Annotated in this window: 24 protein-coding genes; 3 read left to right on the plus strand and 21 right to left on the minus strand. The window is 64.4% G+C overall.

The genetic code is table 11. The features are described from left to right. Window positions 1–50: 50 nt before the first annotated feature. The 14 genes from bioB to ACU8YE_RS11690 all read right to left on the minus strand — a co-directional run bounded on the left by bioB (window position 51) and on the right by ACU8YE_RS11690 (window position 14,686). Complete coding sequence (gene bioB / locus ACU8YE_RS11625) at window positions 51–1,130, minus strand: biotin synthase BioB (RefSeq protein WP_446928758.1); 1,080 nt, start codon at window positions 1,128–1,130, stop codon at window positions 51–53. A 43-nt stretch (window positions 1,131–1,173) separates the two neighbouring features. After that, complete coding sequence (locus tag ACU8YE_RS11630; RefSeq protein ID WP_446928759.1) at window positions 1,174–1,968, minus strand: enoyl-CoA hydratase/isomerase family protein; 795 nt, start codon at window positions 1,966–1,968, stop codon at window positions 1,174–1,176. Continuing rightward, window positions 1,965–2,903 (minus strand): prolyl oligopeptidase family serine peptidase, encoded by a 939-nt coding sequence (locus tag ACU8YE_RS11635; protein WP_440076585.1) that lies wholly within the window; start codon window positions 2,901–2,903, stop codon window positions 1,965–1,967. The genes ACU8YE_RS11630 and ACU8YE_RS11635 overlap by 4 nt, the downstream gene beginning before the upstream one ends. 31 nt (window positions 2,904–2,934) lie before the next feature. Beyond that, window positions 2,935–4,542: a carboxyl transferase domain-containing protein gene (locus ACU8YE_RS11640; protein ID WP_260804047.1), complete on the minus strand. Its 1,608-nt coding sequence runs from the start codon at window positions 4,540–4,542 to the stop codon at window positions 2,935–2,937. Between the two features lie 28 nt (window positions 4,543–4,570). Beyond that, window positions 4,571–5,011 (minus strand): YchJ family protein, encoded by a 441-nt coding sequence (locus ACU8YE_RS11645; protein ID WP_446928760.1) that lies wholly within the window; start codon window positions 5,009–5,011, stop codon window positions 4,571–4,573. Next, window positions 5,011–5,700, minus strand: a complete 690-nt coding sequence (locus ACU8YE_RS11650) for an HAD family hydrolase (protein ID WP_446928761.1) — start codon at window positions 5,698–5,700, stop codon at window positions 5,011–5,013. The genes ACU8YE_RS11645 and ACU8YE_RS11650 overlap by 1 nt, the downstream gene beginning before the upstream one ends. A gap of 62 nt (window positions 5,701–5,762) precedes the next feature. Then, window positions 5,763–6,368, minus strand: a complete 606-nt coding sequence (locus ACU8YE_RS11655; protein WP_045202366.1) for a 2-hydroxychromene-2-carboxylate isomerase — start codon at window positions 6,366–6,368, stop codon at window positions 5,763–5,765. 40 nt (window positions 6,369–6,408) lie between these two features. Next, a complete protein-coding gene (locus tag ACU8YE_RS11660; RefSeq protein ID WP_446928762.1) occupies window positions 6,409–7,539 on the minus strand; it encodes an acyl-CoA dehydrogenase family protein in 1,131 nt (376 codons plus the stop codon). A gap of 10 nt (window positions 7,540–7,549) precedes the next feature. Further along, window positions 7,550–8,263: an SDR family oxidoreductase gene (locus tag ACU8YE_RS11665; RefSeq protein ID WP_322017176.1), complete on the minus strand. Its 714-nt coding sequence runs from the start codon at window positions 8,261–8,263 to the stop codon at window positions 7,550–7,552. Window positions 8,264–8,272: 9 nt separating this feature from the next. Beyond that, a complete protein-coding gene (locus ACU8YE_RS11670; protein ID WP_232043083.1) occupies window positions 8,273–9,454 on the minus strand; it encodes an acetyl-CoA C-acetyltransferase in 1,182 nt (393 codons plus the stop codon). A 673-nt stretch (window positions 9,455–10,127) separates the two neighbouring features. Then, window positions 10,128–10,808 carry a carbonate dehydratase gene (can, locus tag ACU8YE_RS11675; protein WP_232041741.1) on the minus strand — a complete coding sequence of 227 codons (681 nt, stop codon included), beginning with the start codon at window positions 10,806–10,808 and terminating at the stop codon, window positions 10,128–10,130. A 22-nt stretch (window positions 10,809–10,830) separates the two neighbouring features. Then, on the minus strand, window positions 10,831–12,669 hold the full coding sequence (gene aceK / locus ACU8YE_RS11680) for a bifunctional isocitrate dehydrogenase kinase/phosphatase (protein WP_316868192.1): 1,839 nt from the start codon (window positions 12,667–12,669) through the stop codon (window positions 10,831–10,833). Window positions 12,670–12,828: 159 nt separating this feature from the next. Beyond that, entirely contained in the window at window positions 12,829–14,010 is a 1,182-nt protein-coding gene (locus ACU8YE_RS11685; RefSeq protein WP_440076590.1) for an isovaleryl-CoA dehydrogenase, read from the minus strand. Window positions 14,011–14,188: 178 nt separating this feature from the next. Then, a complete protein-coding gene (locus tag ACU8YE_RS11690) occupies window positions 14,189–14,686 on the minus strand; it encodes a MerR family transcriptional regulator (protein ID WP_232041743.1) in 498 nt (165 codons plus the stop codon). Window positions 14,687–14,871: 185 nt separating this feature from the next. Here ACU8YE_RS11690 and ACU8YE_RS11695 point away from each other — a divergent pair, with 185 nt between their 5' ends. Beyond that, window positions 14,872–15,951: an MBL fold metallo-hydrolase gene (locus tag ACU8YE_RS11695; RefSeq protein ID WP_446928763.1), complete on the plus strand. Its 1,080-nt coding sequence runs from the start codon at window positions 14,872–14,874 to the stop codon at window positions 15,949–15,951. 34 nt (window positions 15,952–15,985) lie between these two features. Beyond that, window positions 15,986–16,372, plus strand: a complete 387-nt coding sequence (locus tag ACU8YE_RS11700) for an antibiotic biosynthesis monooxygenase family protein (protein WP_322017180.1) — start codon at window positions 15,986–15,988, stop codon at window positions 16,370–16,372. 72 nt (window positions 16,373–16,444) lie between these two features. Here ACU8YE_RS11700 and ACU8YE_RS11705 read toward each other — a convergent pair whose 3' ends face one another. From ACU8YE_RS11705 to argS, 5 genes are all read right to left on the minus strand, one after another. Beyond that, complete coding sequence (locus tag ACU8YE_RS11705; protein WP_343620183.1) at window positions 16,445–17,290, minus strand: helical backbone metal receptor; 846 nt, start codon at window positions 17,288–17,290, stop codon at window positions 16,445–16,447. Beyond that, window positions 17,287–18,087 (minus strand): SDR family oxidoreductase, encoded by an 801-nt coding sequence (locus tag ACU8YE_RS11710; protein WP_446928764.1) that lies wholly within the window; start codon window positions 18,085–18,087, stop codon window positions 17,287–17,289. The genes ACU8YE_RS11705 and ACU8YE_RS11710 overlap by 4 nt, the downstream gene beginning before the upstream one ends. Before the next feature lie 119 nt (window positions 18,088–18,206). Continuing rightward, window positions 18,207–18,863: a thiol:disulfide interchange protein DsbA/DsbL gene (locus ACU8YE_RS11715; RefSeq protein WP_446928765.1), complete on the minus strand. Its 657-nt coding sequence runs from the start codon at window positions 18,861–18,863 to the stop codon at window positions 18,207–18,209. Window positions 18,864–19,024: 161 nt separating this feature from the next. Beyond that, entirely contained in the window at window positions 19,025–19,735 is a 711-nt protein-coding gene (locus tag ACU8YE_RS11720; protein WP_232041749.1) for an SPOR domain-containing protein, read from the minus strand. 60 nt (window positions 19,736–19,795) lie between these two features. Beyond that, complete coding sequence (gene argS / locus ACU8YE_RS11725) at window positions 19,796–21,586, minus strand: arginine--tRNA ligase (RefSeq protein WP_446928766.1); 1,791 nt, start codon at window positions 21,584–21,586, stop codon at window positions 19,796–19,798. A 177-nt stretch (window positions 21,587–21,763) separates the two neighbouring features. Between argS and ACU8YE_RS11730 the strand changes: the two genes are divergently transcribed. Continuing rightward, entirely contained in the window at window positions 21,764–22,087 is a 324-nt protein-coding gene (locus ACU8YE_RS11730) for a DUF1840 domain-containing protein (protein WP_232041751.1), read from the plus strand. Between the two features lie 126 nt (window positions 22,088–22,213). On the opposite strand, the gene ACU8YE_RS11735 is transcribed toward ACU8YE_RS11730, so the two are convergent. Then, window positions 22,214–22,771: a ferritin-like domain-containing protein gene (locus ACU8YE_RS11735; RefSeq protein WP_260804037.1), complete on the minus strand. Its 558-nt coding sequence runs from the start codon at window positions 22,769–22,771 to the stop codon at window positions 22,214–22,216. Window positions 22,772–22,806: 35 nt separating this feature from the next. Further along, complete coding sequence (locus ACU8YE_RS11740) at window positions 22,807–23,235, minus strand: DUF883 family protein (protein ID WP_232041753.1); 429 nt, start codon at window positions 23,233–23,235, stop codon at window positions 22,807–22,809. Between the last annotated feature and the right edge of the window lie 101 nt (window positions 23,236–23,336).

A 23,336-nucleotide genomic window follows, 5' to 3' on the forward strand; every position in this document is an offset into this window, starting at 1 on the left:
GGGAGGCAGACCACCAACACAAAAACAAAAACCACCTCCCATCAAAAGCATCAGTCCGCCGGCGTAATGTCGATATGACAATGCGAAGACTGCGCCCCCGCATGCGATTCATGGTGCATGTGATCCCGCACCTCCACCCGCATCCCCAACCGCGCCAGCAGCTTGCGGTCAGCATCCGCCTCGGGGTTATCCGTCGTCAGCAGTTTCTCGCCATAGAAGATCGAGTTGGCCCCCGCCATGAAGCACAGCGCCTGCAGCGCGTCGTCCATCGCCTCACGGCCAGCGGAGAGCCGCACCATCGCCTTGGGCATCGTGATGCGCGCCACGGCAATCGTGCGCACGAAATCAAACGGATCCAGTTCTTCGTTGCCCGCCAGCGGCGTACCTTCGACCTTCACGAGATTGTTGATGGGCACCGAGTCCGGATACGGCTCCATGTTCGCCAGCTCGGCGATCAGGCCCGCACGCTCGTGCACCGATTCCCCCAGGCCGACGATGCCGCCGCAGCACACGTTGATACCGGCATCACGCACATGCTCTAGCGTGTCGAGCCGGTCCTGGTACGTGCGCGTGGTGATGATCTCGCCGTAGAACTCGGGCGCGGTGTCGAGGTTGTGGTTGTAGTAATCCAGGCCCGCTTCCTTCAACTGCGCGGCCTGTTCCTGCTTGAGCATGCCGAGCGTCACGCACGTTTCCAGCCCCATCGCTTTCACGCCGCGCACCATGTCGGCCACGGCGTCGAGCTGATGCGGCTTCGGGTTGCGCCACGCGGCGCCCATGCAGAAGCGGCTTGCGCCGTTTTGCTTGGCGCGCGATGCGGCTTCCAGCACTTCGTCGATCGGCATCAGTTTTTCAGCCTCGACACCGGTGTCGTAGCGCGCCGATTGCGGGCAATACGAGCAGTCCTCCGGGCAGCCGCCGGTCTTGATGGACAGCAGTGTCGAGAGCTGCACCGCATTCGCATCAAAGTTGGCGCGGTGCACCTGCTGCGCCTGGAACAGCAGGTCGTTGAACGGCAGCGCGAACAGCGCTTCGATGGCTTCGCGGCTCCAGCGCGCGTCGGGCGCCTGGCCCGGTGTGACGGGCGCCTTGGCGGCGTTCGGAACGAAGTTGAGCGGAGTGGATTGCATGAGGACTTCCTTCAAGTGATGCGTGGTGTCGTTGTTATGCGGATCAGGCCGGCAGCAGCCAGTTCGGCTTGCGCTTGCCCAGGAAACTCTGCACGCCTTCGCGGCCTTCTTCCGAGGCGCGAATGGCGGCGATGCGTTCAGCGGTGTCGGCCAGCAGTGCGTCATTGACCGCAGCGCCAGACACCTCGCGCACGAGCCGCTTGCTCTCGCGCACGGCGTTCGGGCTGTTGGCGACGAGCGCGGCCGTGATGTCGGCCACCTTGGCGTCGAGGGCGTCTGCGCTCACCACCTCATGCACGAGGCCGAGGCGATGCGCCTCGGCGGCGGAGAAACGCTCGGCGGTGATGAAGTAGCGGCGCGATGCCTGCTCGCCCAGCGCGCGGATCACGTATGGGCTGATGGTGGCCGGGATCAGCCCGAGCTTCGCTTCCGACAGGCAGAAGTTGGCCGTGTCGACGGCGACGACGATGTCGCACGCGGCAACCAGGCCGACGCCGCCGGCATACGTGTCGCCCTGCACGCGCGCGATCACGGGCTTGGGGCAGGTGTAGATGGCGCGCAGCATTTCGGCCAGGCGCAGGGCGTCGGCGCGGTTCTCGTCATCGGAGTAGCCGGCCATCTTCTTCATCCAGTTCAGGTCGGCGCCCGCGCAGAACGCAGGGCCGTTGCCCGACAGGACGATGGCGCGCACGCTCGGCTCATTGGCCAGCGCGCGGAACGCACCGGTCAGCTCGGCGATGACCGTTTCGTTGAAGGCGTTGCGCACGTCGGGCCGGTTCAGCGTGAGCGTGGCGACGGCGCCTTGCTGGGCGAAGGCGAGGGTCTCGAAAGCGTTCATTCGGGGTCCTTGTTGGTGTCGGACTTGGGGTCGTCTGCGCCGGAGGCTTCAGCGTTGCTGCCCGGCGCCGCCGCTTGCACCGGACCTGCCGGCAGACCGAGTTCGCGCAGGAAGGCATCCACCTGCGGCAGCCAGATGGCAAGCCCCGCATGGCTTGCAAACATGCCGTGCGAGTCGCTCTTGAAGTTGCCGAAATCCACCAGCCGGCCTTTGCCGCCGGCACTGGTGTAGGCGGCGAACATCCTGTCGGGCATCGGCTTGGGCCAGTAGCTGTCGTTGTCGCCGTAGAACCAGAGCGAGGGGTAGCGTGACTGGCGGCCGTACGTCTCGAATGCGCGCACGAGGTTGCCTTCCCAGTCGGCACAGGTGTCGTTGCGCAGGCCGCCGGCAAAGTTCACCAGCCCGCGTACGCCGGGGTACGCGATGGTGCCAAAGGCCAGCGTCGTCAGGCCGCCATGCGACTGGCCCATGACAACGATGCGGTTGCGGTCGACGTACGGCTGCGCGGTCATGTAGTCGAGCGCGGCCACCACGTCTTCGGCCTGGATGATGCCGTTGGCTTCCACATTGCAGCCGCTGCCGATATACGCGCCGCCGGATTTGGAAAACCCCTGCCGCATCGGGATGGCCACCACGTAGCCGCGCGCCACCAGCGCCGCTGCCTGCTCGCTGTAACGGGCGCGCGCCTGGAATGCCGCCTTGCCGCGCGCCTTGCCGTGGTTGAGCACGATGAGCGGGAAGGGGCCATCGCCGGCCGGTTTGTAAATGGTCGTCTCCAGCTTGAGCGTGAAGATGCCCGCAGACTTGGGCACCTCCACGATGGTCTCGCTGATGCCGGCCGGCGCGGTCTCGCTTGCATGCGCAGCCGCAAGTAGCAGCGCGCAGCCAACGGCTGCCCAGGCGCTGCGCCACGTTCGCGCGGTGTTGCTGTTCACTGCAAATGTCCTGTTCGGTTGGCGGGCATGCTTACATGCGGAACACGCCGAAGTTCATGTCGCCGATCGGCGCGTTCAGGCTGGCCGACAACCCAAGGCCCAGCACGCTGCGCGTGTCGGCGGGGTCGATCACGCCGTCGTCCCACAGGCGTGCGCTGGCGTAGTACGGATGGCCCTGGCGCTCATATTGGTCGCGGATCGGCGCCTTGAACGCGGCTTCTTCATCCGCGCTCCACTGGCCGCCCTTGGCTTCGATGCCGTCGCGGCGCACGGTGGCGAGCACGCTGGCGGCCTGTTCGCCGCCCATCACCGAGATGCGCGCGTTTGGCCACATCCACAGGAAGCGCGGCGAATACGCACGTCCGCACATGCCGTAGTTGCCCGCGCCAAACGAGCCGCCGATGATGACCGTGAACTTCGGCACCTGCGCCGTTGCCACCGCCGTCACCATCTTCGCGCCGTTCTTGGCGATGCCTTCGTTCTCATACTTGCGGCCGACCATGAAGCCCGTGATGTTCTGCAGGAACACCAGCGGGATCTTGCGCTGGCAGCACAGCTCGATGAAGTGCGCGCCCTTGAGCGCGGCCTCCGAAAACAGGATGCCGTTGTTGGCGATGATGCCGACCGGGTAACCCCAGATGCGCGCAAAGCCGCAGACCAGCGTCGTGCCGTAGCGCGCCTTGAATTCGTCAAAGGCGGAATCGTCGACGATGCGGGCGATGACTTCACGCACGTCGAACGGCTTGCGCGTATCGGTCGGGATCACGCCGTAGAGTTCTTCGGCGGCGTAACGCGGTTCGACCGGCGCATGAATCTGCACTTGATCCGGCTTGCGGCGGTTCAGGTGCGCGACGATGCTGCGCGCTTGTGCCAGCGCGTGCGAGTCGTTGTTGGCGAAGTAATCCGCCACGCCGGACAGCCGCGTGTGCACATCGGCGCCGCCGAGGTCTTCCGCGCTCACCACTTCACCGGTGGCCGCCTTCACCAGCGGCGGGCCCGCCAGGAAGATCGTGCCCTGTTCCTTGACGATGATCGATTCGTCGCTCATGGCCGGCACATACGCGCCGCCGGCTGTGCACGAACCCATCACCACCGCGATCTGCGGAATGCCCTTGGCTGACAGGTTGGCCTGGTTGTAGAAGATGCGGCCGAAGTGGTCCCGGTCGGGAAACACGTCGTCCTGATTCGGCAGGTTGGCGCCGCCCGAATCGACGAGGTACACGCAGGGCAGATGGTTCTGCTCGGCGATCTCCTGCGCGCGCAGATGCTTCTTCACCGTCATGGGGTAATACGTGCCGCCCTTGACCGTGGCGTCGTTGCAGACGATCACGCATTCCTGCCCAGAGATGCGGCCGATGCCGGTGATGATGCCGGCGCCCGGTGCGGCGTCGTCGTACATGCCGTACGCCGCCATCTGAGAGAACTCCAGGAACGGCGTGCCGGGGTCGAGCAGTTGCTGCACGCGGTCGCGCGGCAGCAGCTTGCCGCGGGCGAGGTGCTTGGCGCGGGCGTCTTCACCGCCGCCCTGGGCGATGCGCGCCACCTTGTCGCGCAAGTCGGCGACGAGCGCGCGCATGGCATCGGCGTTGGCCTTGAAGTCTTCGGCGCGGGGGTTCAGCTTGGTCTCTAGCGTCGGCATGGCAGCAGTGCAAGAAGGTCGGTGCGGTTCAGTCAGGGAAGGTGCCGTCAACGTACAGCCAACGGCCTTCGGCGGATTCAGCGCCGCTGGCGTCCAGGCGGACGAAGCGGCTCGTTTCATGCAGGCGATGCGCGCGGCCGCCCACCTTGTAGCGCGCGACGAATTCCACCGTCGCATGCGTGGCGTCTTGCGGCGTGTGGCGCTTGACGTCCAGGCCGAGCCAGCGCGTGGCGGTGGCATCTGCCTCGCTCGTCTCCAGGTCGGCAGGGCAGGTGGACGGATGCCACGTGCGGCGCAGGTACGCCGTGTCGCCCAGCACATAAGCGCTGTAGCGCGAGCGCATGAGTTGCTCGGCCGTGGCCGGCGCGGCGTCGCCCGCATGGAAGGGGCCGCAGCAGCGCGCATAGGCGCCGTTGCCGCAGGGGCAGGCGTCGGCCGGCCCGATGAGCTTGGGTTGTGCGGTAGGCATCAGGCCAGCAGCTCCGGCAGTTCGCGCATGTCGGTAAACGTGCGGGTGGCTCCCGCGGCGATCAGCGGGCCCGGCGCATTGCGGCCGGCGTATGCCAGCACCGTCATGCCGGCAGCGTGCCCGGCGGTGACGCCCGTGGGGCTGTCCTCAATGACCAGACAGCGTGCCGGGGATACCCCCAGGCTGCTCGCGGCCAGCAGGTACATGTCGGGCGCGGGCTTACTGCGCGCGACTTCGGTGGCCGAAAAGATGCGCACGTCCGTGGGCTGGAAGTGCTCGATCAATCCGGTGCGGTTGAGCTGCAATTCAACCTTCGTGCGATCGGCGCCCGAGGCCACGGCCATCGGCAGGCCCAGCCTGGACAGCACATCGATGGCGTGCGCGATATGCGGCACGGCTTCCACCTCGGCTTCGAGCAGCGCGTTGCGGCGCGCGTGGAAGGTGGACAGCCAGTTCGGCGGCAGCGGCGCGCCGCGCATTTCGGCAATCGCATCCAGTTCTTCGCGAATGGCCTTGCCGAGGAAGCGCTTGATGGAATCTTCCGGGCTGATGCTGATGCCAAGCTCAGTCAGCATCTCCCAGATCAGGCGGTTGACGAGGGGTTCGCTGTCGACCAACACGCCGTCGCAATCGAAGAGGATCGCGTCAAAGCGCGGGTGGTTCGAAACGGGGGAGGTCACTGCAGTCATGCGTTCTTAGTAAAGGGTTCGTCGGCGGCGGCTGGTACATCCGCCGCTTTCGTGAAGGTCGTTTATATGCGTCCGTCGCGCAGCAGCGCTTCAATCTGGTCAAAGCGGTCGAAGCCCCAGAATGCTTCGCCGTCGACGATCACGTAGGGCGAGCCGAACACGCCGCGCGACATGGCCAGGTCGATCTCGGCCTTGAGCTGATCCTTGATCTGCTGGCTGCTTGCGCCGGCATTGAGCGCGGCACCGTCGATGCCCATGGCGTCGGCAATCTTCATCACCTCCGCTGGTTCACCAATGTTGATGTCGTCGACAAACAGCGCGCGGTAAAGCGCACGCGCAAAGTCGATGGCACGGTCCCCGCCGTGGTGGTCGTGTACCCACAGCGTGGCGCGCGCCGCGTATTGCGTGGGCAGTGGGAAGTGCGTCGGCTTGCGGTATTCAATGCCGTTGAAGCGTGCCGTGCGCTCGAAATCGCGCCATGCATAATCGCCCTTGAGCGGCACCTGGGGCAGCGGGGAGCCGCCGGTCGTTTTGAACACGACGCCCAGCAGGATCGGATGCCATGCCGTCGCCCGGTTGTACCGCTGGGCGAGTTCTTCCACGCGCGTGCTGGCGAAGTAGCCGTACGGCGATGAGAAGTCGAAGTAGAAATCGATGGCCCCGTTCATGATGTGCTCCCCTGTTGTGCTGCGCCTTCCCCGAAAATGCCTACGCCAGTGCGCGGGCGATCAAGATCTTCTGGATATCGCTCGTGCCTTCGTAGATCTGGCACACGCGCACGTCGCGGTAGATGCGCTCTACCGGAAAGTCGCTGACGTAGCCGTAGCCGCCGAAGACCTGGATGGCATCGGAGCAGACGCGCTCGGCCATCTCGCTGGCATTGAGCTTGGCCATGGCGGCCTCTTTCAGGCACGGCAGCCCGGCATCTTTCAGGCTGGCGGCATGCCAGACCATCTGTCGTGCTACGTCCACGCGTGTGGCCATCTCGGCCAGGCGGAACTGCACCGCCTGGTGCGCGAACAGCGGCTGACCGAAGCTTTCGCGCTCCTTGGCATACGCCAGCGCGGCTTCAAAGGCCGCACGCGCCATGCCAACGCTCTGCGCGGCAATGCCGATGCGTCCGCCTTCCAGCCCGGACAGCGCCATCTTGTAGCCCGCGCCTTCTTCGCCCAGCAGGCAATCGGCGGGGATGCGGCAATCTTCAAACACGATCTGTGCCGTGTCTGACGAGTGCTGGCCGAGCTTGTCCTCCAGCCGCGCGACGATGTAGCCCGGTGTGTTGGTCGGCATCAGGAATGCGCTGATGCCGCGCTTGCCTGCGGCCTTGTCGGTCACGGCCATGACGATCGCCACGTCGGCATGCTTGCCGCTGGTGATGAACTGCTTGACGCCGTTCAGGACCCAGTGGTCGCCATCGCGCACGGCCGTGGTGCGCAGCGCCGATGCGTCGGAGCCGACATGCGGCTCGGTCAGGCAGAACGCGCCGAGCATCTCGCCGCGCGCCAGCGGCACGAGCCACTGCTGCTTCTGCGCGTCGTTCGCAAACGCCATCAGCATGCTGCACACGGGGCAGTTGTTCACGCTGATGACGGTGGAGGTGCCGCCGTCGCCGGCAGCAATTTCTTCCAGGATCAACGCCAGCGACAGGTAGTCGAGTCCCGCGCCCCCGAGTTCTTCCGGCACGGCCACGCCATAGGCGCCCAGTTCGCCCAGTTGGCGGTGCACGTCTTTCGGGAACGTCGCATCGCGGTCCCATGCGGCCGCGTGCGGGGTGATCGCCTCGCGCACGAAGGTGCGGATGGCGTCGCGAATCATCTCTTGCTCTTGGGTCAGCAGCATCGTTCCGGCCTCACCATTCAATGACGCTGCCGTCGTAGTTGCGGAACCCGCCGTTGTCGGCACGCGTGGCGCCGGCAATCACGCGGCGGATACCGGCCACGCTTTCCTGCGCCGTGATGGCCGCACCCGCGCCGCCCATGTCGGTCTGTACCCAGCCGGGGTGGAAGGTCAGGCACGTGGCGTTCTTGGCGTTGATCGACACCCCGCGCAGCACCGCGTTCACCGCCGCCTTGCTGGCGCGATACAGCCAGCCGCCGTTGCCTGTCATGTCGCCAATGCTGCCCATGCGGCTGGAGATGACGGCGAGCACGCCGCCAGGTTCGTCCGCACCATTGCGTCCGGCTTCCACCATCGGCAGCACCGCAGGCAGCACGCCCATCGGCGCCCACACGTTGGTGTGCATCACGGCATCGAAATCTGCCTGGCTGACGGGCGTGGCGCCCTGCGTGCGCGGGCCGTAGATGCCCGCCACGTAGATCGCCACGTCCAGCGCTTCGCCGTCGAGCTTCCACGCCAGGCCGGCGACGGCGTTGGCGTCGGTCAGGTCCAGCACGTGGGTCTCGGCGCCCAGAGCCTGCAGCGCCTGGGCGGCCTCTTGCGTGCGCACGGTGGCAATCACGCGCCAGCCATCCGCACGGTATTGCTTGACCGTTTCCAGGCCGATGCCGCGCGACGCGCCCAGGATGAGCGCGGTGCGCGTGCGGCGCGACGTTGCGTTCGTCATGCGCGTGCCTTAGTAGAGTTCGATGCCGACAGCCGTGGCTTCACCGCCGCCGATGCACAGGCTTGCCACGCCGCGCTTGCCGCCGCGGTGTCGCAGCGCGCCCAGCAGCGTCGCGATCAAGCGTGCGCCCGATGCGCCGATCGGATGGCCCAGCGCGCACGCGCCGCCGTTCACGTTCACTTTTTCGTGCGGGATGCGCAGGTCGTGCATGGCGGCCATCGGCACCACGGCAAACGCCTCGTTGATCTCGAACAGGTCAACGTTGCCTGAGTTCCAGGCGAGCTTCTTGAACAGCTTGTCGATGGCCGTGACCGGCGCCGTGGTGAACCAGCTCGGCTCTTGCGCGTGCGTGGTGTGGCCCAGCATCACCGCCAGCGGCGTGATGCCGAGTTGCTTGGCAGTCGACTCGCGCATCATCACCAGCGCAGCTGCGCCATCGTTGATCGACGAAGACGACGCGGCCGTCACCGTGCCGTCTTTCTTGAAGGCGGGCTTGAGCGAGGGGATCTTGTCGACCTTGATGCGGCGCGGGCCTTCATCGGTGTCGATGACGGTGTCGCCGGCTTTGCTCGACACCGTGACGGGCGTGATCTCCCAACGGAATGCGCCGGATTCGGTGGCCTCCTGCGCGCGGCGCACGGATGTCATCGCGAAGTGGTCCTGGGCCTCGCGCGTGAAGCCGTATTTCTCGGCGCAGTCCTCGCCGAAGGTGCCCATCGCGCGGCCCTTGTCATAAGCGTCTTCCAGGCCGTCGAGCATCATGTGGTCATAGATCATGCCATGGCCGATTCGGTAGCCACCGCGGCCTTTCGGGATCAGGTACGGCGCATTCGTCATGCTTTCCATGCCGCCCGCAACCACAACGTCCAGCGACCCTGCGAGCAGCGCGTCGTACGCATTCATGGCGGCGCGCATGCCCGAACCACACATCTTGTTGACGGTGGTGCAGCCGACTGACAGCGGCAGGCCCGCGCCCAGTGCGGCCTGACGTGCCGGCGCTTGCCCCTGCCCCGCAGGCAGGACGCAGCCCATGATGACTTCTTCAATCTGTTCCGGTTTCAAGCCCGCACGCTCGACTGCCGCGCGGATGGCAGCGGCGCCGAGTTGTGGGGCAGTGAGGCTGGCGAGTTCGCCCTGGAAGGCGCCCATCGGGGTACGGGCGGCGGAGGCGATGACGATGCGGTCGGACATTGCTGCAATCTCCTGGAACTGTGCTTTGGACATGGTTCTGCACTTGTGGTGCAGGGTTTATGTGTCTCTCGCTGGTGGGCGGGCCTTGTTGGTCCATCTCCGTTTCGTGCCCTGCCGGGCCCGACTCACTTTCTTTGTCTTGCCAAAGAAAGTAAGCAAAGAAAGGCGCGCCCAAGATGGCGACCCCCTCCTTGAATTTGTGTAACCGGGCGGAGACGGGAAAAACTCGCTGCGCTCAGACAGTTTCCCCTCTTGTTTCCGCCCGCTTACAAAAATTCAAGGCGCCATCTAGGGCAGGAACGTCAACGGCCGAACCGTTGGTGTGCGGGCCCTAGTGGCTCTTGTTTGTTGCTGTGTTGCTCGCTTTGCTTTGCGTTGTGCTGTTGGTTCCCGCCGCACTTGTGGTCGATGGTTTGGCCGTTGACTTTGTTGCCCTAGATGGCGCCTTGAATTTCTGTTGCAGGGAGGAAACAGGAAGGGAAACTGTCTGAGCGAAGCGAGTTTTTCCCTTCCCCTCCCTGCGACATAAATTCAAGGAATCCTTCGCCATCTCGGGCGCGCCTTTCTTTGCATACTTTCTTTGGCAGGACAAAGAAAGTGAGTCAGCCCCGGCAGGGGATGAAACAAGGGATGAACCACCAACATCAAATCCAGCCCTCAAAAAAGCAAAAACTTAAAACCCCACCGGACTAGGCGTACTCCCTTCCTTCCCATAATTCAGCCAAGCCTCACCAAGCTGAGCATGAAGTTCCTCATTGGAGCTCGCCGCCATCCCCAGGTTGCGCAACATCCCGTCCTTCACGCCATAAATCCAACCGTGAACGGTCAGCGGCTGCCCGCGATCCCAAGCGTCCTGCACGATCGTCGTCAGGCACACGTTATTCACCTGGTGGATCACGTTCAGCTCACACAGCCGGTCATGCTGATCCTGCTCGCGGACCACCGTGCCGAGATACGTTTCGTGTTGCTCGGCCACGTCACGCACGTGACGAATCCAGTTGTCGGCCAGTCCGAAACGTTGCTTTGTCAGGGCGGCCTTCACACCGGAGCAGCCGTAGTGGCCCACCACCGTGATGTGGCGGATCTTCAGCACTTCCACCGCAAACTGCAGCACCGACAGGCAGTTCAGGTCCGAGTGCACCACCACGTTGGCGATGTTGCGGTGGACGAACACCTCGCCCGGCGGCAGACCGATGATCTGGTTGGCAGGCACGCGCGAATCCGAGCAGCCGATCCAGAGGTATTCCGGGTTCTGCTGGTTGGCCAGATTGGAGAAGAAAGCCGGGTCTTCAGCGTGGACGCGCTCGACCCACTTCCGGTTGTTCTCGAACAGCTCTTTGATGCGATGTGGCATGGTTTCCCGTCGTGTTAAAGGGTTAAGCGGCGGCGCGCTGCTGCAGCGTCGTGTTGTCTTGGGCTGCGTTGTCGGGCGCGCTCGCGCCGTAGCGATTGACGAAGCGTTCGGCTGCGTCATACGCGTAGAAATCGTGCATCTGCCCGGAGAGCAGGCGCTCCTTGTACCCCTGCCACATGGAGGCTTCGAAAAAGTCTGCGTGGTGCTTGAGGAAGGCTTCGCGCACGCGCGGGTCGCCAAGCAGGAACGTGCGATACGTCTCCGGAAAAATGTCGTGCGGGCCGACGCTGTACCAGACCTCGCCGGACATTTCTTCTTCTTCGGTCCGCGGCTGGGGAACGGTGCGGATGTTGCAGTCGGTGAGGTATTCGATCTCGTCGTAGTCGTAGAAGACCACGCGGCCGTGGCGCGTCACGCCAAAGTTCTTGTACAGCATGTCGCCGGGGAAGATGTTCGCGGCGATGAGTTCCTTGATGGCATTGCCGTATTCGATGATGCCGTGCTCGACCTGCGCATCGGTGCCTTCGTGCAGCCAGATGTTCAGCGGTGTCATGCGGCGCTCGATGTAGACATGGCGGATGACGATCTCCTCACCGCCGTCATCGCTGCGCTGGTATTCGACCATCGACGGCGCGTGCTTCTCCAGCTCCTTGATGAGGTCCTCATCAAAGCGCGAGAGCGGGAAGGCCACGTCGGAATACTCCAGCGTATCGGCCATGCGCCCCACGCGGTCGTGGCGCTTCACAAGCTGGTACTTGCTCTTGATCAGCTCGCGCGTGGTTTCCTTGGGCGGCGGGAAGTAATCTTTGATGACCTTGAATACGTACGGGTACGAGGGCAGCGTGAACACCAGCATCACCAGGCCCCGGATGCCGGGCGCGATGATGAACTTGTCCGATGAATGCTGCAGGTGGTGCAGGAAGTCGCGATAGAACAGGTTCTTGCCCTGCTTCTGCAAGCCGAGCGAGGTATAGATTTCGGCGCGCGGCTTGCGCGGCATCAGGTCACGCAGGAAGGTCACGTAGGCAGACGGAATCTCCATGTCCACCATGAAATACGAGTGCGTGAACGAGAACAGGATGAGCAACTGTTCTTGCCGCAGCAGCACTGTGTCGAGCGAGAGCTGGCCCGCGGCATTGCGCAGGATTGGCACGGCCAGCGGGAACGTCTTGTCGCCGTTGATCACGCGCCCGATGATGTACGCCGCCTTGTTGCGGAAGAACAGCGACGACAGCACATGGATCTGGAAATTCGGTGCGATGCGGAAGTCGCCGAAATGCTCGCCCACCGCGCGCACGATGTAGCCGATGTCGCGCTCCAGATCTTCAAACGGCGCGTTGAGCTGGAAGTTGTGCACGATACGCTCGAAGCAGGCGCCCAGGCCATCGCGCGTGCCGGGGTAATAGGCGCGGTACGTCGGCTTGGTGGGCGACTCTTCGTTCTCGATGTATTCCGTCGAGATGGCCGGGCGCACGAAGATGAAATCGTTGTTGAAGTACGAGCGATGCAGGATGCGCGTACACACCGAGTTGAAGAAAGTCTCGGCGCACTCGGGCTGGTGATGGTTGGTCAACAGGCCGATGAAATGCAGCTTGATCTGGCGCCAGATCTCGTCGTCGATGTTCTCGGCGTCGTATTCGTCTTCGAGGATGACCGACGCTTCGCGCACGCGTTCGTCGTAGTAGGCGATGCGGTCGCGCTGCAGTTGCTGCAGGCCCGCCCAGTCCCCGGTCTCGAACGCAGTCTTGGCCTGTACGCTCACCTCGCGGAACAAGCGATAGTGCTTGTCGAAGCCGTCGAGCATCGTACGGGCGACGTCAAAGGCGATCTGCGACGAGAGGAGCTTTGGGAAATGGGACATGGCGTGTGCGCGGGGAGGGGCAGGGAAGCGGCGAAACCAGCAAACCAGGCAGACCTAGATTGTAGGGTCTTCGGTGCCGTGTTCGCGTCCTGAAACCGTTGCGCCTCCTTATCCGTTTGGCTGATGGCCCCGTGCCGCCAGCCCGCCTGATCCCGCCCGTTACATCGTCTCTGCGTACAGCTCCCGGCCGATCAGCATGCGGCGGATTTCCGACGTGCCGGCGCCAATTTCGTACAGCTTGGCGTCGCGCCACAGGCGGCCGACCGGGAATTCGTTGATGTAGCCGTTGCCGCCCAGGATCTGGATGGCTTCGCCGGCCATCCACGTGGCCTTCTCGGCGGTGTAGAGGATCACGCCGGCGCAGTCCTTGCGCACCTGGCGCACGTGGTCGCGCCCCAAAGAGTCGAGGTTCTTGCCGACCGTGTACAGATAGGCGCGGCAGGCCTGCAGCGTGGTGTACATGTCGGCCATCTTGCCCTGGATGAGCTGGAACTCGCCAATGCTCTGGCCGAACTGCTTGCGATCGTGGATGTACGGCGTGACTACGTCCATGCAGGCCTGCATGATGCCGATCGGGCCACCGGAGAGCACCGCGCGCTCGTAATCCAGGCCGCTCATCAGCACCTTGGTACCGCCGTTTTCCTGGCCGAGGATGTTCTCCACCGGCACTTCCACGTCCTCGAACACCAGCTCGCCCGTGTGCGAGCCGCGCATGCCGAGCTTGTCCAGCTTCTGCGCAACAGAGAAACCCTTCATGCCCTTCTCGACGATGAACGCCGTCATGCCGCGCGCGCCCAGTTCGGGCTCGGTCTTGGCGTAGACGACCAGCACGTCGCAGTCGGGGCCATTGGTGATCCACATCTTGGTGCCATTGAGCACGTAGCGGTCGCCTTTCAGTTCCGCGCGCAGCTTCATGCTGACAACATCCGACCCGGCATTCGGCTCGCTCATCGCCAGCGCCCCCACCCATTCACCGGAAACTAGCTTGGGCAGGTACTTGGCCTTCTGGGCCGCCGTGCCGTTGCGGTGGATCTGGTTTACGCACAGGTTCGAGTGCGCGCCATACGACAGGCCGACCGACGCTGAGGCGCGGCTGATTTCTTCCATGGCGATCATGTGCGCCAGGTAGCCCATGTTGGCACCGCCGTACTCCTCTGCCACCGTGATGCCGAGCACGCCCAACTCGCCCATCTTGCGCCACGCGTCCATCGGGAACTGGTCGGTGCGGTCGATTTCGCCGGCACGCGGTGCCAGCTCGCCCTGCGCCCAATCGCGCACGGCCGAACGCAGCATCTCGATGTCTTCGCCCAAGTCGAATTTCAGGCCGGGCAGATCAATCATGGTGGTCTCCTTGGGCGCGGCGGGGGCCGCTGGTGTCTCTGAGTAAGGGGTCTGGCCTAGTGCGGTGTACGCCGCTTGTGGCGGTCGCGCCGGGGCAGGAAGGGTGCTTCAAGGTGTTGCGTATTGTATTGACGTTTACGTAAACGTCAATGACCGGTCGTTACGTAGATTTGCGGAATCAGGCGGCCTTGCGTCGCTTGGGCGGCTTGCCCGTGCCGCCCTGCGCATCTTCCAGCAAGCGGCGGCACTGGCGCTCGTGCTGGTCGATCTCGGCCAGTTGGGCGTTCAGATCTTCCAATTGCTGCGTGAGCACCGCGCGGTGCTGCGCCAGCGACGCCAGGAAGCGTTCCAGCTGCGGCACCGTATCGCGCGGCGACTCGTACAGATCTAGGATCTCCTTGATCTCGCCCAGCGACAGGCCGAGCCGCTTGCCGCGCAGGGTCAGCTTCAGGCGCGTGCGCTCGCCGGCCGAATACACCCGGCGACGCCCGCCCGGGCCCTGGCGATCCGGCGCCAGCAGTCCCTGGTCTTCATAGAAGCGAATGGCGCGCGGCGTGATGTCGAACTCGCGGGCAAGGTCGGTAATGGTGAAGCTTGCGTCGGCAAGCGCGCCGGCATCGCCCGATTCAAGATCGGCGGCGAGCGCAGCGGCGGCAGACGGAGTGGAGGCAGACATACGGCGAGGAACGGAGTAACGGCAGAGGTGTGATGGCGCATGCACGCCGGGCGGCGACATTAAGTTTTCGCTTAAGATGGATGACCGGCGGCGAATTGACGTTTACGTTAGCGTCAATAGCGCCAAACCGCAATCGCAAAGACCGCCCCGGAGCACCCAAGGGCGGCGACCGAGACCCCATCCACATGAACGCGCTCGAACACCAACTCGACTATCCCTTTGGCGACACGCTTCCCGAAGGCGGCACGCGGTTTGAAGTCGCCCCCGGCGTCTACTGGCTGCGCATGCCGCTGCCGTTTGCGCTCGATCACATCAACCTGTGGCTGCTGCGTGATCGCCAGGACGGGCAGGACGGCTGGACAATCATCGATTGCGGCATCAACCACGAAGCGATTCGCGGGTACTGGGAAACGATCTTCGCGAACCACCTCGACGGCCTGCCGGTGCTGCGCGTGCTGGTCACGCACTGCCACCCGGACCACGTCGGCCTGTCGAACTGGCTGTGCGAGGGCGGCGATCAAAAACGCTGGAATGTGCGCCTGTGGATGAGCCTGGGCGACTACGCCTTCGCGCGCATGCTGGTGGGCGGCACCGGCGCGTCGAGCGCCGGCGGCGAATTTGCCGCGCGTCATTTCGAGCGCCACGGTTTGACGGACCCGACCTCCATCGAAGGCATCCGCAACCGCAAGGATTACTACAGCACGCTCGTGCCGGGCGTACCCAGCCAGTACCGCCGCCTGATGGACGGCAACGTCGTCGCCATCGGTACGCACACATGGCGTGTCATCACAGGCTTCGGCCATGCGCCCGAGCACGTCGCGCTCTACAGCGAAGACGCCAACGTGCTGATTTCCGGCGACATGGTCCTGCCGCGCATTTCCACCAACGTGAGCGTGTTCGATCTGGAACCCGAGGCGGATTCGCTCACGCTGTATCTGGATTCGCTGGGCAAATACGAGCCGCTGCCGCCGGATGTGCTGATCCTCCCGTCGCACGGGCGGCCGTTCCGCGGGTTGCATACGCGCATCCAGCAACTGCGCGACCACCATGCGGATCGCCTGGCCGAAACGCTGGCTGCGTGCAAGGCCGCGCCGCAATCGGCACGCGACATCGTCAACGTCATCTTCAAGCGTCAGTTTGACGTGCACCAGATGACCTTCGCGATGGGCGAGGCGCTTGCCCACCTGCATGCGTTGTGGCATCAAGGCGAACTGGTGCGCGAAACCGGCGCTGACGGTATCGTTCGATTCCACGTAGCAGCATAAACTCAACAACCCGTGCCCTTCACCGGAGCCGACCATGGCTGACCAGCATGACGTTCTCGACGACAGCGCCGTCGTCCTGCCGTTTCCCGCGCAAACGCCGACTGCGCCCTATTACGCCGTGATCTTCGCTTCCACCCGCACCGACGGCGACAACGGCTACGGCGCGATGGCCGACCGCATGGTGGAACTGGCGCGCAGCATGCCGGGCTTTCTCGGCATTGAATCCGTGCGTGATGAACTGGCCGGCGACCAGGGGCGGCCGGGCATCACCGTGTCGTACTGGTCGTCGCTGGAGGCCATTCGCGAGTGGAAGAACCAGAGTGAGCACCTTGCCGCGCAGAAGTTGGGGCGTGACCAATGGTATGCGTCGTACCACCTGCGCATTGCCAAGGTGGAGTACGACTATGGGTTTGTGCGATAACGTGTCGCTGCGGCCAACGAAAAACCCGCCAACTGGCGGGTTCTTTTTTGGCTGCGGCCGGATGATTCAACCCTAACGCAGGGTCTTCGCAAATTGCCCCAGGTATCGCACACCCTCGATTGCGCGGCTGCCGTACCACGACACCATCTCGCCATCGACGAGATAAACCGGCTTGCCGATCTGCTTTTCCAGCGCGTCGACATGCTCTTCGGTAAAGCTGTAAGGCTCGGTGGAGAGCAGCACGCAGTCGATGTTGCGCACCACCTCATCGCTCCAGCGGAACGTCGGGTAGCGCGTGTCGGGCCGGTTGGGACGGGCGCAATCACCGCTTTTGTCGGTGCCACATTGCACGGGCGCCGGGTCGTCGGGCCATGTATGGCAGTTGACGAGCTTGAGCATGCGCGAGATGTACGTATCGCGCGACACCGTCATCCACGGGTCTTGCCAGATGGCATACAGCACGCGGTGCGGCAGGAAGTGGCGGCTGCGCAGCGCCTCCAGCTCCTGCGTGAGCGCATCTGACAATGTCTGCGCCTGCGCTTCGCGGCGAAAGATACCGCCCAGCAGCTGGTATAGCGCGAGGTTGTCTTCCGGCGAACAAGGATGCGTGACGATGATGTGTGGGATGAACTCGCGCAGCTTGTCGACGGTCGGGCGTGTGTTCTCGTCAATGTTGACGATCACGTGTGTGGGGGCCAGCTCGCGCAGCTTGTCGAGTTTGACGGTCTTGGTGCCGCCCACCTTCGGTACGTTGCGCACCGCTTCGCGTGGGTGGATGCAGAAGCCGGTGCGGGCGACGAGCTGATCGCCCAGATCGAGCGAGAACAGCAGATCGGTAATCGAAGGGACCAGGCTGGCGATACGCGGTGTGGTGTCGACGGGCGCGTGCGCGATGCCAGCCGCATCGGTGTAAGTCATGACGAAATCTCGGGGTTGCGGGGTTTGCGCCCGGCGCGCGCAAACGCAAAGTCATAGAGCACGCGCGGCAGCACGTGCAGCAGCTTGGCGACGATGCCCATCTGCCATGGCAGCACCGTGAAGCGCACGCCGCGATGGATCGCATTCACGGCTTTCTGTGCAAAGCGGTCCACCGGCATCAGGAAGGGCATCGGATACGGATTGTGTTCGGTCATCGGCGTCTGGATGTAGCCGGGGGCGATCGTCACCACGCGCAGGCCAAGCGGGCGGAACTCCACGCGCAGGCTCTCCATCAGCTTGATCACCGCCGATTTGGACGCGCTGTACGCGGCAGCACCCGGCAGCCCGCGCACGCCGGCAACGCTGGCAATGCCGACCAGCGTCCCGCCAGGCTGCCCAGGCTTGGCGCGTGCCAGCATCGGCGTGACGAACGGCTGGAACGTGTTGAGCACGCCCATCCAGTTGGTGTCCATCACGGCGGCAAAGGCTTTCAGGTCGCCGGGTTCGCGCAAGTCCGTGCCGACCGAAATGCCGGCGTTGGCGATCACGACATCGGGCAGCCCCACTGTGGCGATAAAGGCGTTGGCCACGTCGCGCATTGAATTGGCGCTGCGCACGTCGGCCGCGTAGCAATGGCAGCGGCCCTGGAGACCGGCGGGCAGCGTCTGCACAAACGCATGGAGCGCGTCGACCCGCCGTGCGACCAGCCCGATCTTGGCGCCCTGCGCTGCGTACTGCCGTGCCAGTGCCTGCCCGATCCCGCTGGAAGCGCCCGTGATGAAGACGATCTCGCTCATGTCGATGTCCTGTTGGTGTGAAGATGTGAAGAAGGCCGACGCACAAAAAACGCCCGCACAGGGGCGGGCGTCGATGGCGGTGTCACGCCCGGGCAGAGGCCCGGAAACGCGGCAACCCGTCACATCTTGCGGTTGCGCACCTGGTCGACGAGATAGTCGAGCGTTTGGGCCGCGCCCACGTTGCTGCCTGCATCTGCCGGCGAGGTGGTGTACTTGCCCTGCACGACCACGGTCGGCACGCCTTCGATCTTGTACTGATCGGCCAGTTGCGCAGCGCGTTTGGTATTGGCGTTCACACTGAACGAGTTGTAGGTGTCGCGGAATTGCTTCTCATCGACGCCGTTGGCGGCCATGAACTTGGCGATGTCGTCCAGCTCGGACATCGAGCGGTAGTTTTTGTGCAGCTGGTCGAACACGCGGTCATGCAGCGTCTTGCCGCTGGCGTCCTTGGCGTCGAGCTTGCCCAGCGCTTCCAGCGTGTAATAGATGCGGGTATGCGGCTCCAGCTTGGCATTGAAAGCCACGGGCACGCGCTTGATCACCACGTCCTTGCCTTGCTTGGCGACCCACGCCGTCCAGGTGTTTTCAAAGTCGTAGCAGTGCGGGCAGCCGTACCAGAAGAACTCCGTCACTTCGATCTTGCCTGCGGGCACGGGCTGCGGCGTTTGCAGCACTTTGTATTCCTTGCCGGCGGTCGGCGCGGCGTTGGCCGGTGCGGTCATCAGGAGGCCGGCGCCGATAGCGAGGGCGATCAGGAAAGCAGCGAGTTTTTTCATGGTGAATGGACGACGGATTAGACGACGAACTGGACAAAGCAACGGAAAAACCAGCGAATTCGCATGCGGAACCGCTCGACGCGGCTGTCAGCGTAACTGAATCTCAGGTCTCTGACCGATCACAGCCCGCGGGGTTCAAAGCGGGCTGCACAGACTTCACGTTACTGGCGGGCGAAGCGGATGACCGACGATTCCACGCCCGTCGATTGCAGGCGGCTGCGCACGGCGGTCATCTCGTCGAGCGAGTTGAACGGCCCCAGGCGCACGCGATACATCGTGGCGCCGTTCACCTCGCGCTGCGTCACCTTGGCTTCAAAGCCTTGCATGGCCAGGTTGCCCTTCTGGCGCTCGGCGTCTTCGGCGGATTTGTAAGCGCCAACTTGCAGGAAATAGCCGGTCTTGGCGGCATCCTGGCGAGCAATCTCTGCAATCGGGTCCGTCACCGGCTTTTCGTTGGAGGCAGTGACCGGCGGCTTGGGCGGCTTGGCGCCCGGTGCGCTTGCCACCTGCGGGGTCGAGCCCGGCTGGGCCGGGTGAATGGTGATGCCCGGCGGCGGATTGTTCTGCTCGGCGGTCTGATCGACCGGCTTGGCCGGCACGCGGCTCCACAGCGGCGCGTTCGGGTCCGCCGCCTGCGGGGCGCTGGCCTGCGGCGCGGGTTGCACCGGCGCCGGAAGCGTGTTGACCACGTTGCCCGCTTCGCTCGGCTTGGGTTGCGCGCCGCCACGCGACACGAACGGTACCGGGGCCTTGGTGATGTACACCGCCACCACCACGGCGATCGCCAAACCGACGATCAAGCCCAGCACCAGACCCAGAAACGTGCCGCCCCGTTGCGAGCGGGCACGGGAAGATTGCGTATTGCGTGCCATGTCGATCCTTCTAGAAGCGCCCGATTATAAGAGCGCCGTGTGATGCCAAATCGTGCGCGTTTACATCTTTTGCGGCGCGGACACGCCGATCACCGCCAACCCGTTGCGCAGCACCTGACGCGTGGCGGCCAGGAGCGCCAGACGGGCACGCTTGACGGCCTCGTCATCGACCAGCACGCGATCGGCGTTGTAGAACGCGTGGAAATCGCCTGCCAGGTCGCGCAGGTAGAAGGCTACGGCGTGCGGGGCCAGCTCACGTGCGGCGTCGGCCAACATGTCGGGGAATACGGCCAGGCGTTGCACCAGGGCTGTCGCCTGCGGGCTGACGTCCGGCCCCGTCACCGCAGCCAGATCAGCGTTGGTGAGCGAGGCAGGATCAACGCCGGCGCGTTCGAACACCGAGCAGATGCGCGCGTGGGCGTATTGCACGTAGTACACCGGGTTCTCATCGCTCTGCTTGAGCGCGAGGTCCACGTCGAAGACGAATTCGGTATCGGCCTTGCGCGACAGCAGGAAGAAGCGCACGGCGTCGCGGCCACGCGTGAAGCGCGCGGGCCAGTTCGGCTCACCGGCGTCCACGCAGGCGCGGATGGTGTCGACGCCGGCTTCCGATTCAGCGTCACCGTTGGACCATTCGATCAGGTCGCGCACGGTCACGTACGAGCCGGCGCGCTTGGAAATCTTGACCTCGGCGCCGTCCTTCATCACCGTGACCATCTTGTGCAGGACGTAATCGGGGTAGCCCTTCGGGATGCCGATGTTCAGGCCCTGCAGGCCGGCGCGCACGCGGGCGATGGTGCCGTGGTGGTCGCTGCCCTGGACGTTGATGACCTGCGTGAAGCCGCGGCCCCACTTGGTCGTGTGGTACGCAACGTCGGGCACGAAGTAGGTGTAGGCGCCGTCGGACTTGCGCATGACGCGGTCCTTGTCGTCGCCATCGTCGGTCGTGCGCAGCCACAGCGCGCCTTCCTGCTCGTACGTCTTGCCGGCAGCGACGAGTGCGTCCACCGTCTGCTGAACCTTGCCTTCGGTGTAGAGCGACGATTCCAGGTAGTAACGGTCGAACTTCACGCCGAACGCTTGCAGGTCGATGTCCTGCTCGTTGCGCAGATACGTGACGGCAAAGCGGCGGATGGCTTCGATGTTCTCCACATCGCGCTCGCCCGTCACGGGTTCGCCATCGGAGGCGCGTACGGTCTTGCCGGCGAGGTAATCGGCGGCGATGTCGGCAATGTAGTCGCCGTTGTAGGCGGCCTCGGGCCAGTTGGCGTCGCCCGGTTTGAAGCCGCGCGCGCGGGCCTGGACGGAGACGGCCAGGTTCTGGATCTGCACGCCGGCGTCGTTGTAATAGAACTCGCGGTGGACCTTGTGGCCCTGCCAGTCGAGCAGGCTCGCCAGCGCATCGCCCAGCGCGGCCTGGCGGCCGTGGCCGACGTGCAGCGGGCCCGTCGGGTTGGCCGAGACGAATTCCACCAGCACCGGTGCGCCGTCATGCGTGTTGGCGGCGCCGTAGCGGTCGCCTTCGGCAAACACGGCGGCAATCACGTCGGCACGCGCAGCGGCCGACAGGCGCAGGTTGATAAAGCCGGGGCCGGCGATTTCCACGGCCGAGACCAGGCGCTGGCCGCGGGCATCGGCGCGGATGGCGTCGGCGATCTTGCCGGCCAACTCGCGCGGATTGGTGCCCAGCGGCTTGGCGAGCTGCAGCGCGACGTTGCAGGCGATGTCGCCATGCGCGGCCTGCTTGGGGCGCTCCAGGACGATCTCCGGTCGGGCTTGGCCTTCGGGCAGCAGGGAGCCGACGGCGTCGGACAACAATTGGGCGATCGTCTGTTTGTGGGAGGGCAGCATAAAGAAACCATGACGCCGGCAGTGCTGAAATGGATTGAAATCCAGTTCCGGCGCCGCCAGTTGCGTTGTTCGGGGAAAAGTACGAAATTTTATCAGGTGAGCCGCGGTCTCAGAGGTATCCGCCCCCAGTCATGGCAATCTGCGGCTCCCCCACCCAACCAAGGGAAACAAGAAATCATGATCACCTTTACTTCGCACGCTTCGCAAAAATTCTCGATGCAGAAGGATCTCGCCATGGTGCTGCTCGGCGTGATCGGCAAGACGCTGGGCGAGCGCGGTGTCATCACGCCCGAAGAAATGCCCCACGCCATCGATCGCCTCAAGCGCGCCATCAAGGATGACACGCACCAGGCACATATCAAGGTGGCCGAACTGTCAGCGACGGACCTGGACGAAAACGGCGAAGAAGAGCCGCCGCACCTCGGCCAGCGCGCCTATCCGTTGCTTCACATGCTGGAAGAATCGCTGGTCGAGAAGTCCAGCGTGCTCTGGGGCGTCTGAGCTTCGGCGCAGGCCAAAAAAATGCCCGGCCGCCAAACGGGGCGGTCCGGGCATCCGGCCACAGCGGGCCGGGAGCGGGGGAGGGGGCTGGCGCGTTGGCCGGTATCTCGTCTTACTGCATTCGCGTTATTGGTCGTGAAGCATGTCGGACAGTTCGTCCGCGTGTTCTTCCTCAACGGCCAGAATCTGTTCCAGCACGCGCCGCGTGGTGGGGTCTCGGTCCCCGATGTAGCGGATCATCTCCAGGTAGCTGTCGATCGCGATCCGCTCGGCCACCAGGTTTTCCTTGATCATGTCGACCAGGCCATCGGCTTCCACGTATTCAGAATGGCTTCGCGTGGACAGGCCTTCCGGATTGAAGTTGGGCTCGCCGCCCAGTTGCACGATGCGCGTGGCGATGCTGTCGGCGTGCGCCTGTTCCTCGTTGGCGTGCACGAGAAATTCCGCGGCGATCGGTTCTGCATTGATGCCCTTGGCCATGAAGTGGTGGCGCCGGTAGCGCAGCACGCAGATCAGTTCCGTGGCCAGCGCCTCGTTCAGCAGCCGCAGCACGGTTTCCCGATCGGCTTTGTAGTCTTCGGTCACCGCGCCTTCCTCGATGTGCTTGCGGGCACGTTCGCGCAAGGTCTTGATGTCGGTGAGGAAGCCGCTTTCCGAGGGGGCGGCGACGTTGGTCCGGCTCATGGGTTTGCTCCTGCGGGGTGATTGGCGAGGTGGGTTTATTCGTTGGCGTCGCGCCGGCTGCTGCCGCCGGCCAGCGCCACGACCAGCCCGATCGCCGCGCCAATCGCCACGGCGACACCCACTGACTTGAACGGCGCCGCAGTAATGGTTTCTTCGGTGCGATCGAGTGCCCAGTCCATGCGTTCGCGGGCTTGATGGGCCCGGTCGTTGGCGGCTTGGCGCAGTTGGTCCGCGCGCGCATGCAGCGTCCGGCGGGCCCGGCTGGCCTCGGCACTGCCTTCGTCGGTCAGTGTATGGATGGCATTTTCAAGGGAGCGCAGCAGGCTTTGCACGTCTTCCACGGCGGGGCGAGCGGCGTACCGGGCGTGGTCCACGGCGTCGCTGGCGCTGTTCATGGCGCGGTGGGCCCGATCATTGACGTCATCGATTCGGCTGCGGACGCGTTGGCTGGCAAACAGTGACATGGTGAAGTTCCTCATCGTGGCGCCGCGGGAGACACACCGGCGGCGCGGTTGGTTCGGGTGCAATTTCGGCGCTTGCGAAAGCGGGCCGCATGTCAATGGCT

Source organism: Ralstonia sp. VS2407, assembly GCF_052950655.1.

Excerpts from the sequence above, each read along its gene's own strand:
- bioB (WP_446928758.1), bottom strand. The coding sequence starts at position 1,130 with ATGCAATCCACTCCGCTCAACTTCGTTCCGAACGCCGCCAAGGCGCCC.
- ACU8YE_RS11630 (WP_446928759.1), bottom strand. The coding sequence starts at position 1,968 with ATGAACGCTTTCGAGACCCTCGCCTTCGCCCAGCAAGGCGCCGTCGCC.
- ACU8YE_RS11640 (WP_260804047.1), bottom strand. The coding sequence starts at position 4,542 with ATGCCGACGCTAGAGACCAAGCTGAACCCCCGCGCCGAAGACTTCAAG.
- ACU8YE_RS11645 (WP_446928760.1), bottom strand. The coding sequence starts at position 5,011 with ATGCCTACCGCACAACCCAAGCTCATCGGGCCGGCCGACGCCTGCCCC.
- ACU8YE_RS11650 (WP_446928761.1), bottom strand. The coding sequence starts at position 5,700 with ATGACTGCAGTGACCTCCCCCGTTTCGAACCACCCGCGCTTTGACGCG.
- ACU8YE_RS11655 (WP_045202366.1), bottom strand. The coding sequence starts at position 6,368 with ATGAACGGGGCCATCGATTTCTACTTCGACTTCTCATCGCCGTACGGC.
- ACU8YE_RS11660 (WP_446928762.1), bottom strand. The coding sequence starts at position 7,539 with ATGCTGCTGACCCAAGAGCAAGAGATGATTCGCGACGCCATCCGCACC.
- ACU8YE_RS11665 (WP_322017176.1), bottom strand. The coding sequence starts at position 8,263 with ATGACGAACGCAACGTCGCGCCGCACGCGCACCGCGCTCATCCTGGGC.
- ACU8YE_RS11670 (WP_232043083.1), bottom strand. The coding sequence starts at position 9,454 with ATGTCCGACCGCATCGTCATCGCCTCCGCCGCCCGTACCCCGATGGGC.
- can (WP_232041741.1), bottom strand. The coding sequence starts at position 10,808 with ATGCCACATCGCATCAAAGAGCTGTTCGAGAACAACCGGAAGTGGGTC.
- aceK (WP_316868192.1), bottom strand. The coding sequence starts at position 12,669 with ATGTCCCATTTCCCAAAGCTCCTCTCGTCGCAGATCGCCTTTGACGTC.
- ACU8YE_RS11685 (WP_440076590.1), bottom strand. The coding sequence starts at position 14,010 with ATGATTGATCTGCCCGGCCTGAAATTCGACTTGGGCGAAGACATCGAG.
- ACU8YE_RS11690 (WP_232041743.1), bottom strand. The coding sequence starts at position 14,686 with ATGTCTGCCTCCACTCCGTCTGCCGCCGCTGCGCTCGCCGCCGATCTT.
- ACU8YE_RS11695 (WP_446928763.1), top strand. The coding sequence starts at position 14,872 with ATGAACGCGCTCGAACACCAACTCGACTATCCCTTTGGCGACACGCTT.
- ACU8YE_RS11700 (WP_322017180.1), top strand. The coding sequence starts at position 15,986 with ATGGCTGACCAGCATGACGTTCTCGACGACAGCGCCGTCGTCCTGCCG.
- ACU8YE_RS11705 (WP_343620183.1), bottom strand. The coding sequence starts at position 17,290 with ATGACTTACACCGATGCGGCTGGCATCGCGCACGCGCCCGTCGACACC.
- ACU8YE_RS11710 (WP_446928764.1), bottom strand. The coding sequence starts at position 18,087 with ATGAGCGAGATCGTCTTCATCACGGGCGCTTCCAGCGGGATCGGGCAG.
- ACU8YE_RS11715 (WP_446928765.1), bottom strand. The coding sequence starts at position 18,863 with ATGAAAAAACTCGCTGCTTTCCTGATCGCCCTCGCTATCGGCGCCGGC.
- ACU8YE_RS11720 (WP_232041749.1), bottom strand. The coding sequence starts at position 19,735 with ATGGCACGCAATACGCAATCTTCCCGTGCCCGCTCGCAACGGGGCGGC.
- argS (WP_446928766.1), bottom strand. The coding sequence starts at position 21,586 with ATGCTGCCCTCCCACAAACAGACGATCGCCCAATTGTTGTCCGACGCC.
- ACU8YE_RS11730 (WP_232041751.1), top strand. The coding sequence starts at position 21,764 with ATGATCACCTTTACTTCGCACGCTTCGCAAAAATTCTCGATGCAGAAG.
- ACU8YE_RS11735 (WP_260804037.1), bottom strand. The coding sequence starts at position 22,771 with ATGAGCCGGACCAACGTCGCCGCCCCCTCGGAAAGCGGCTTCCTCACC.
- ACU8YE_RS11740 (WP_232041753.1), bottom strand. The coding sequence starts at position 23,235 with ATGTCACTGTTTGCCAGCCAACGCGTCCGCAGCCGAATCGATGACGTC.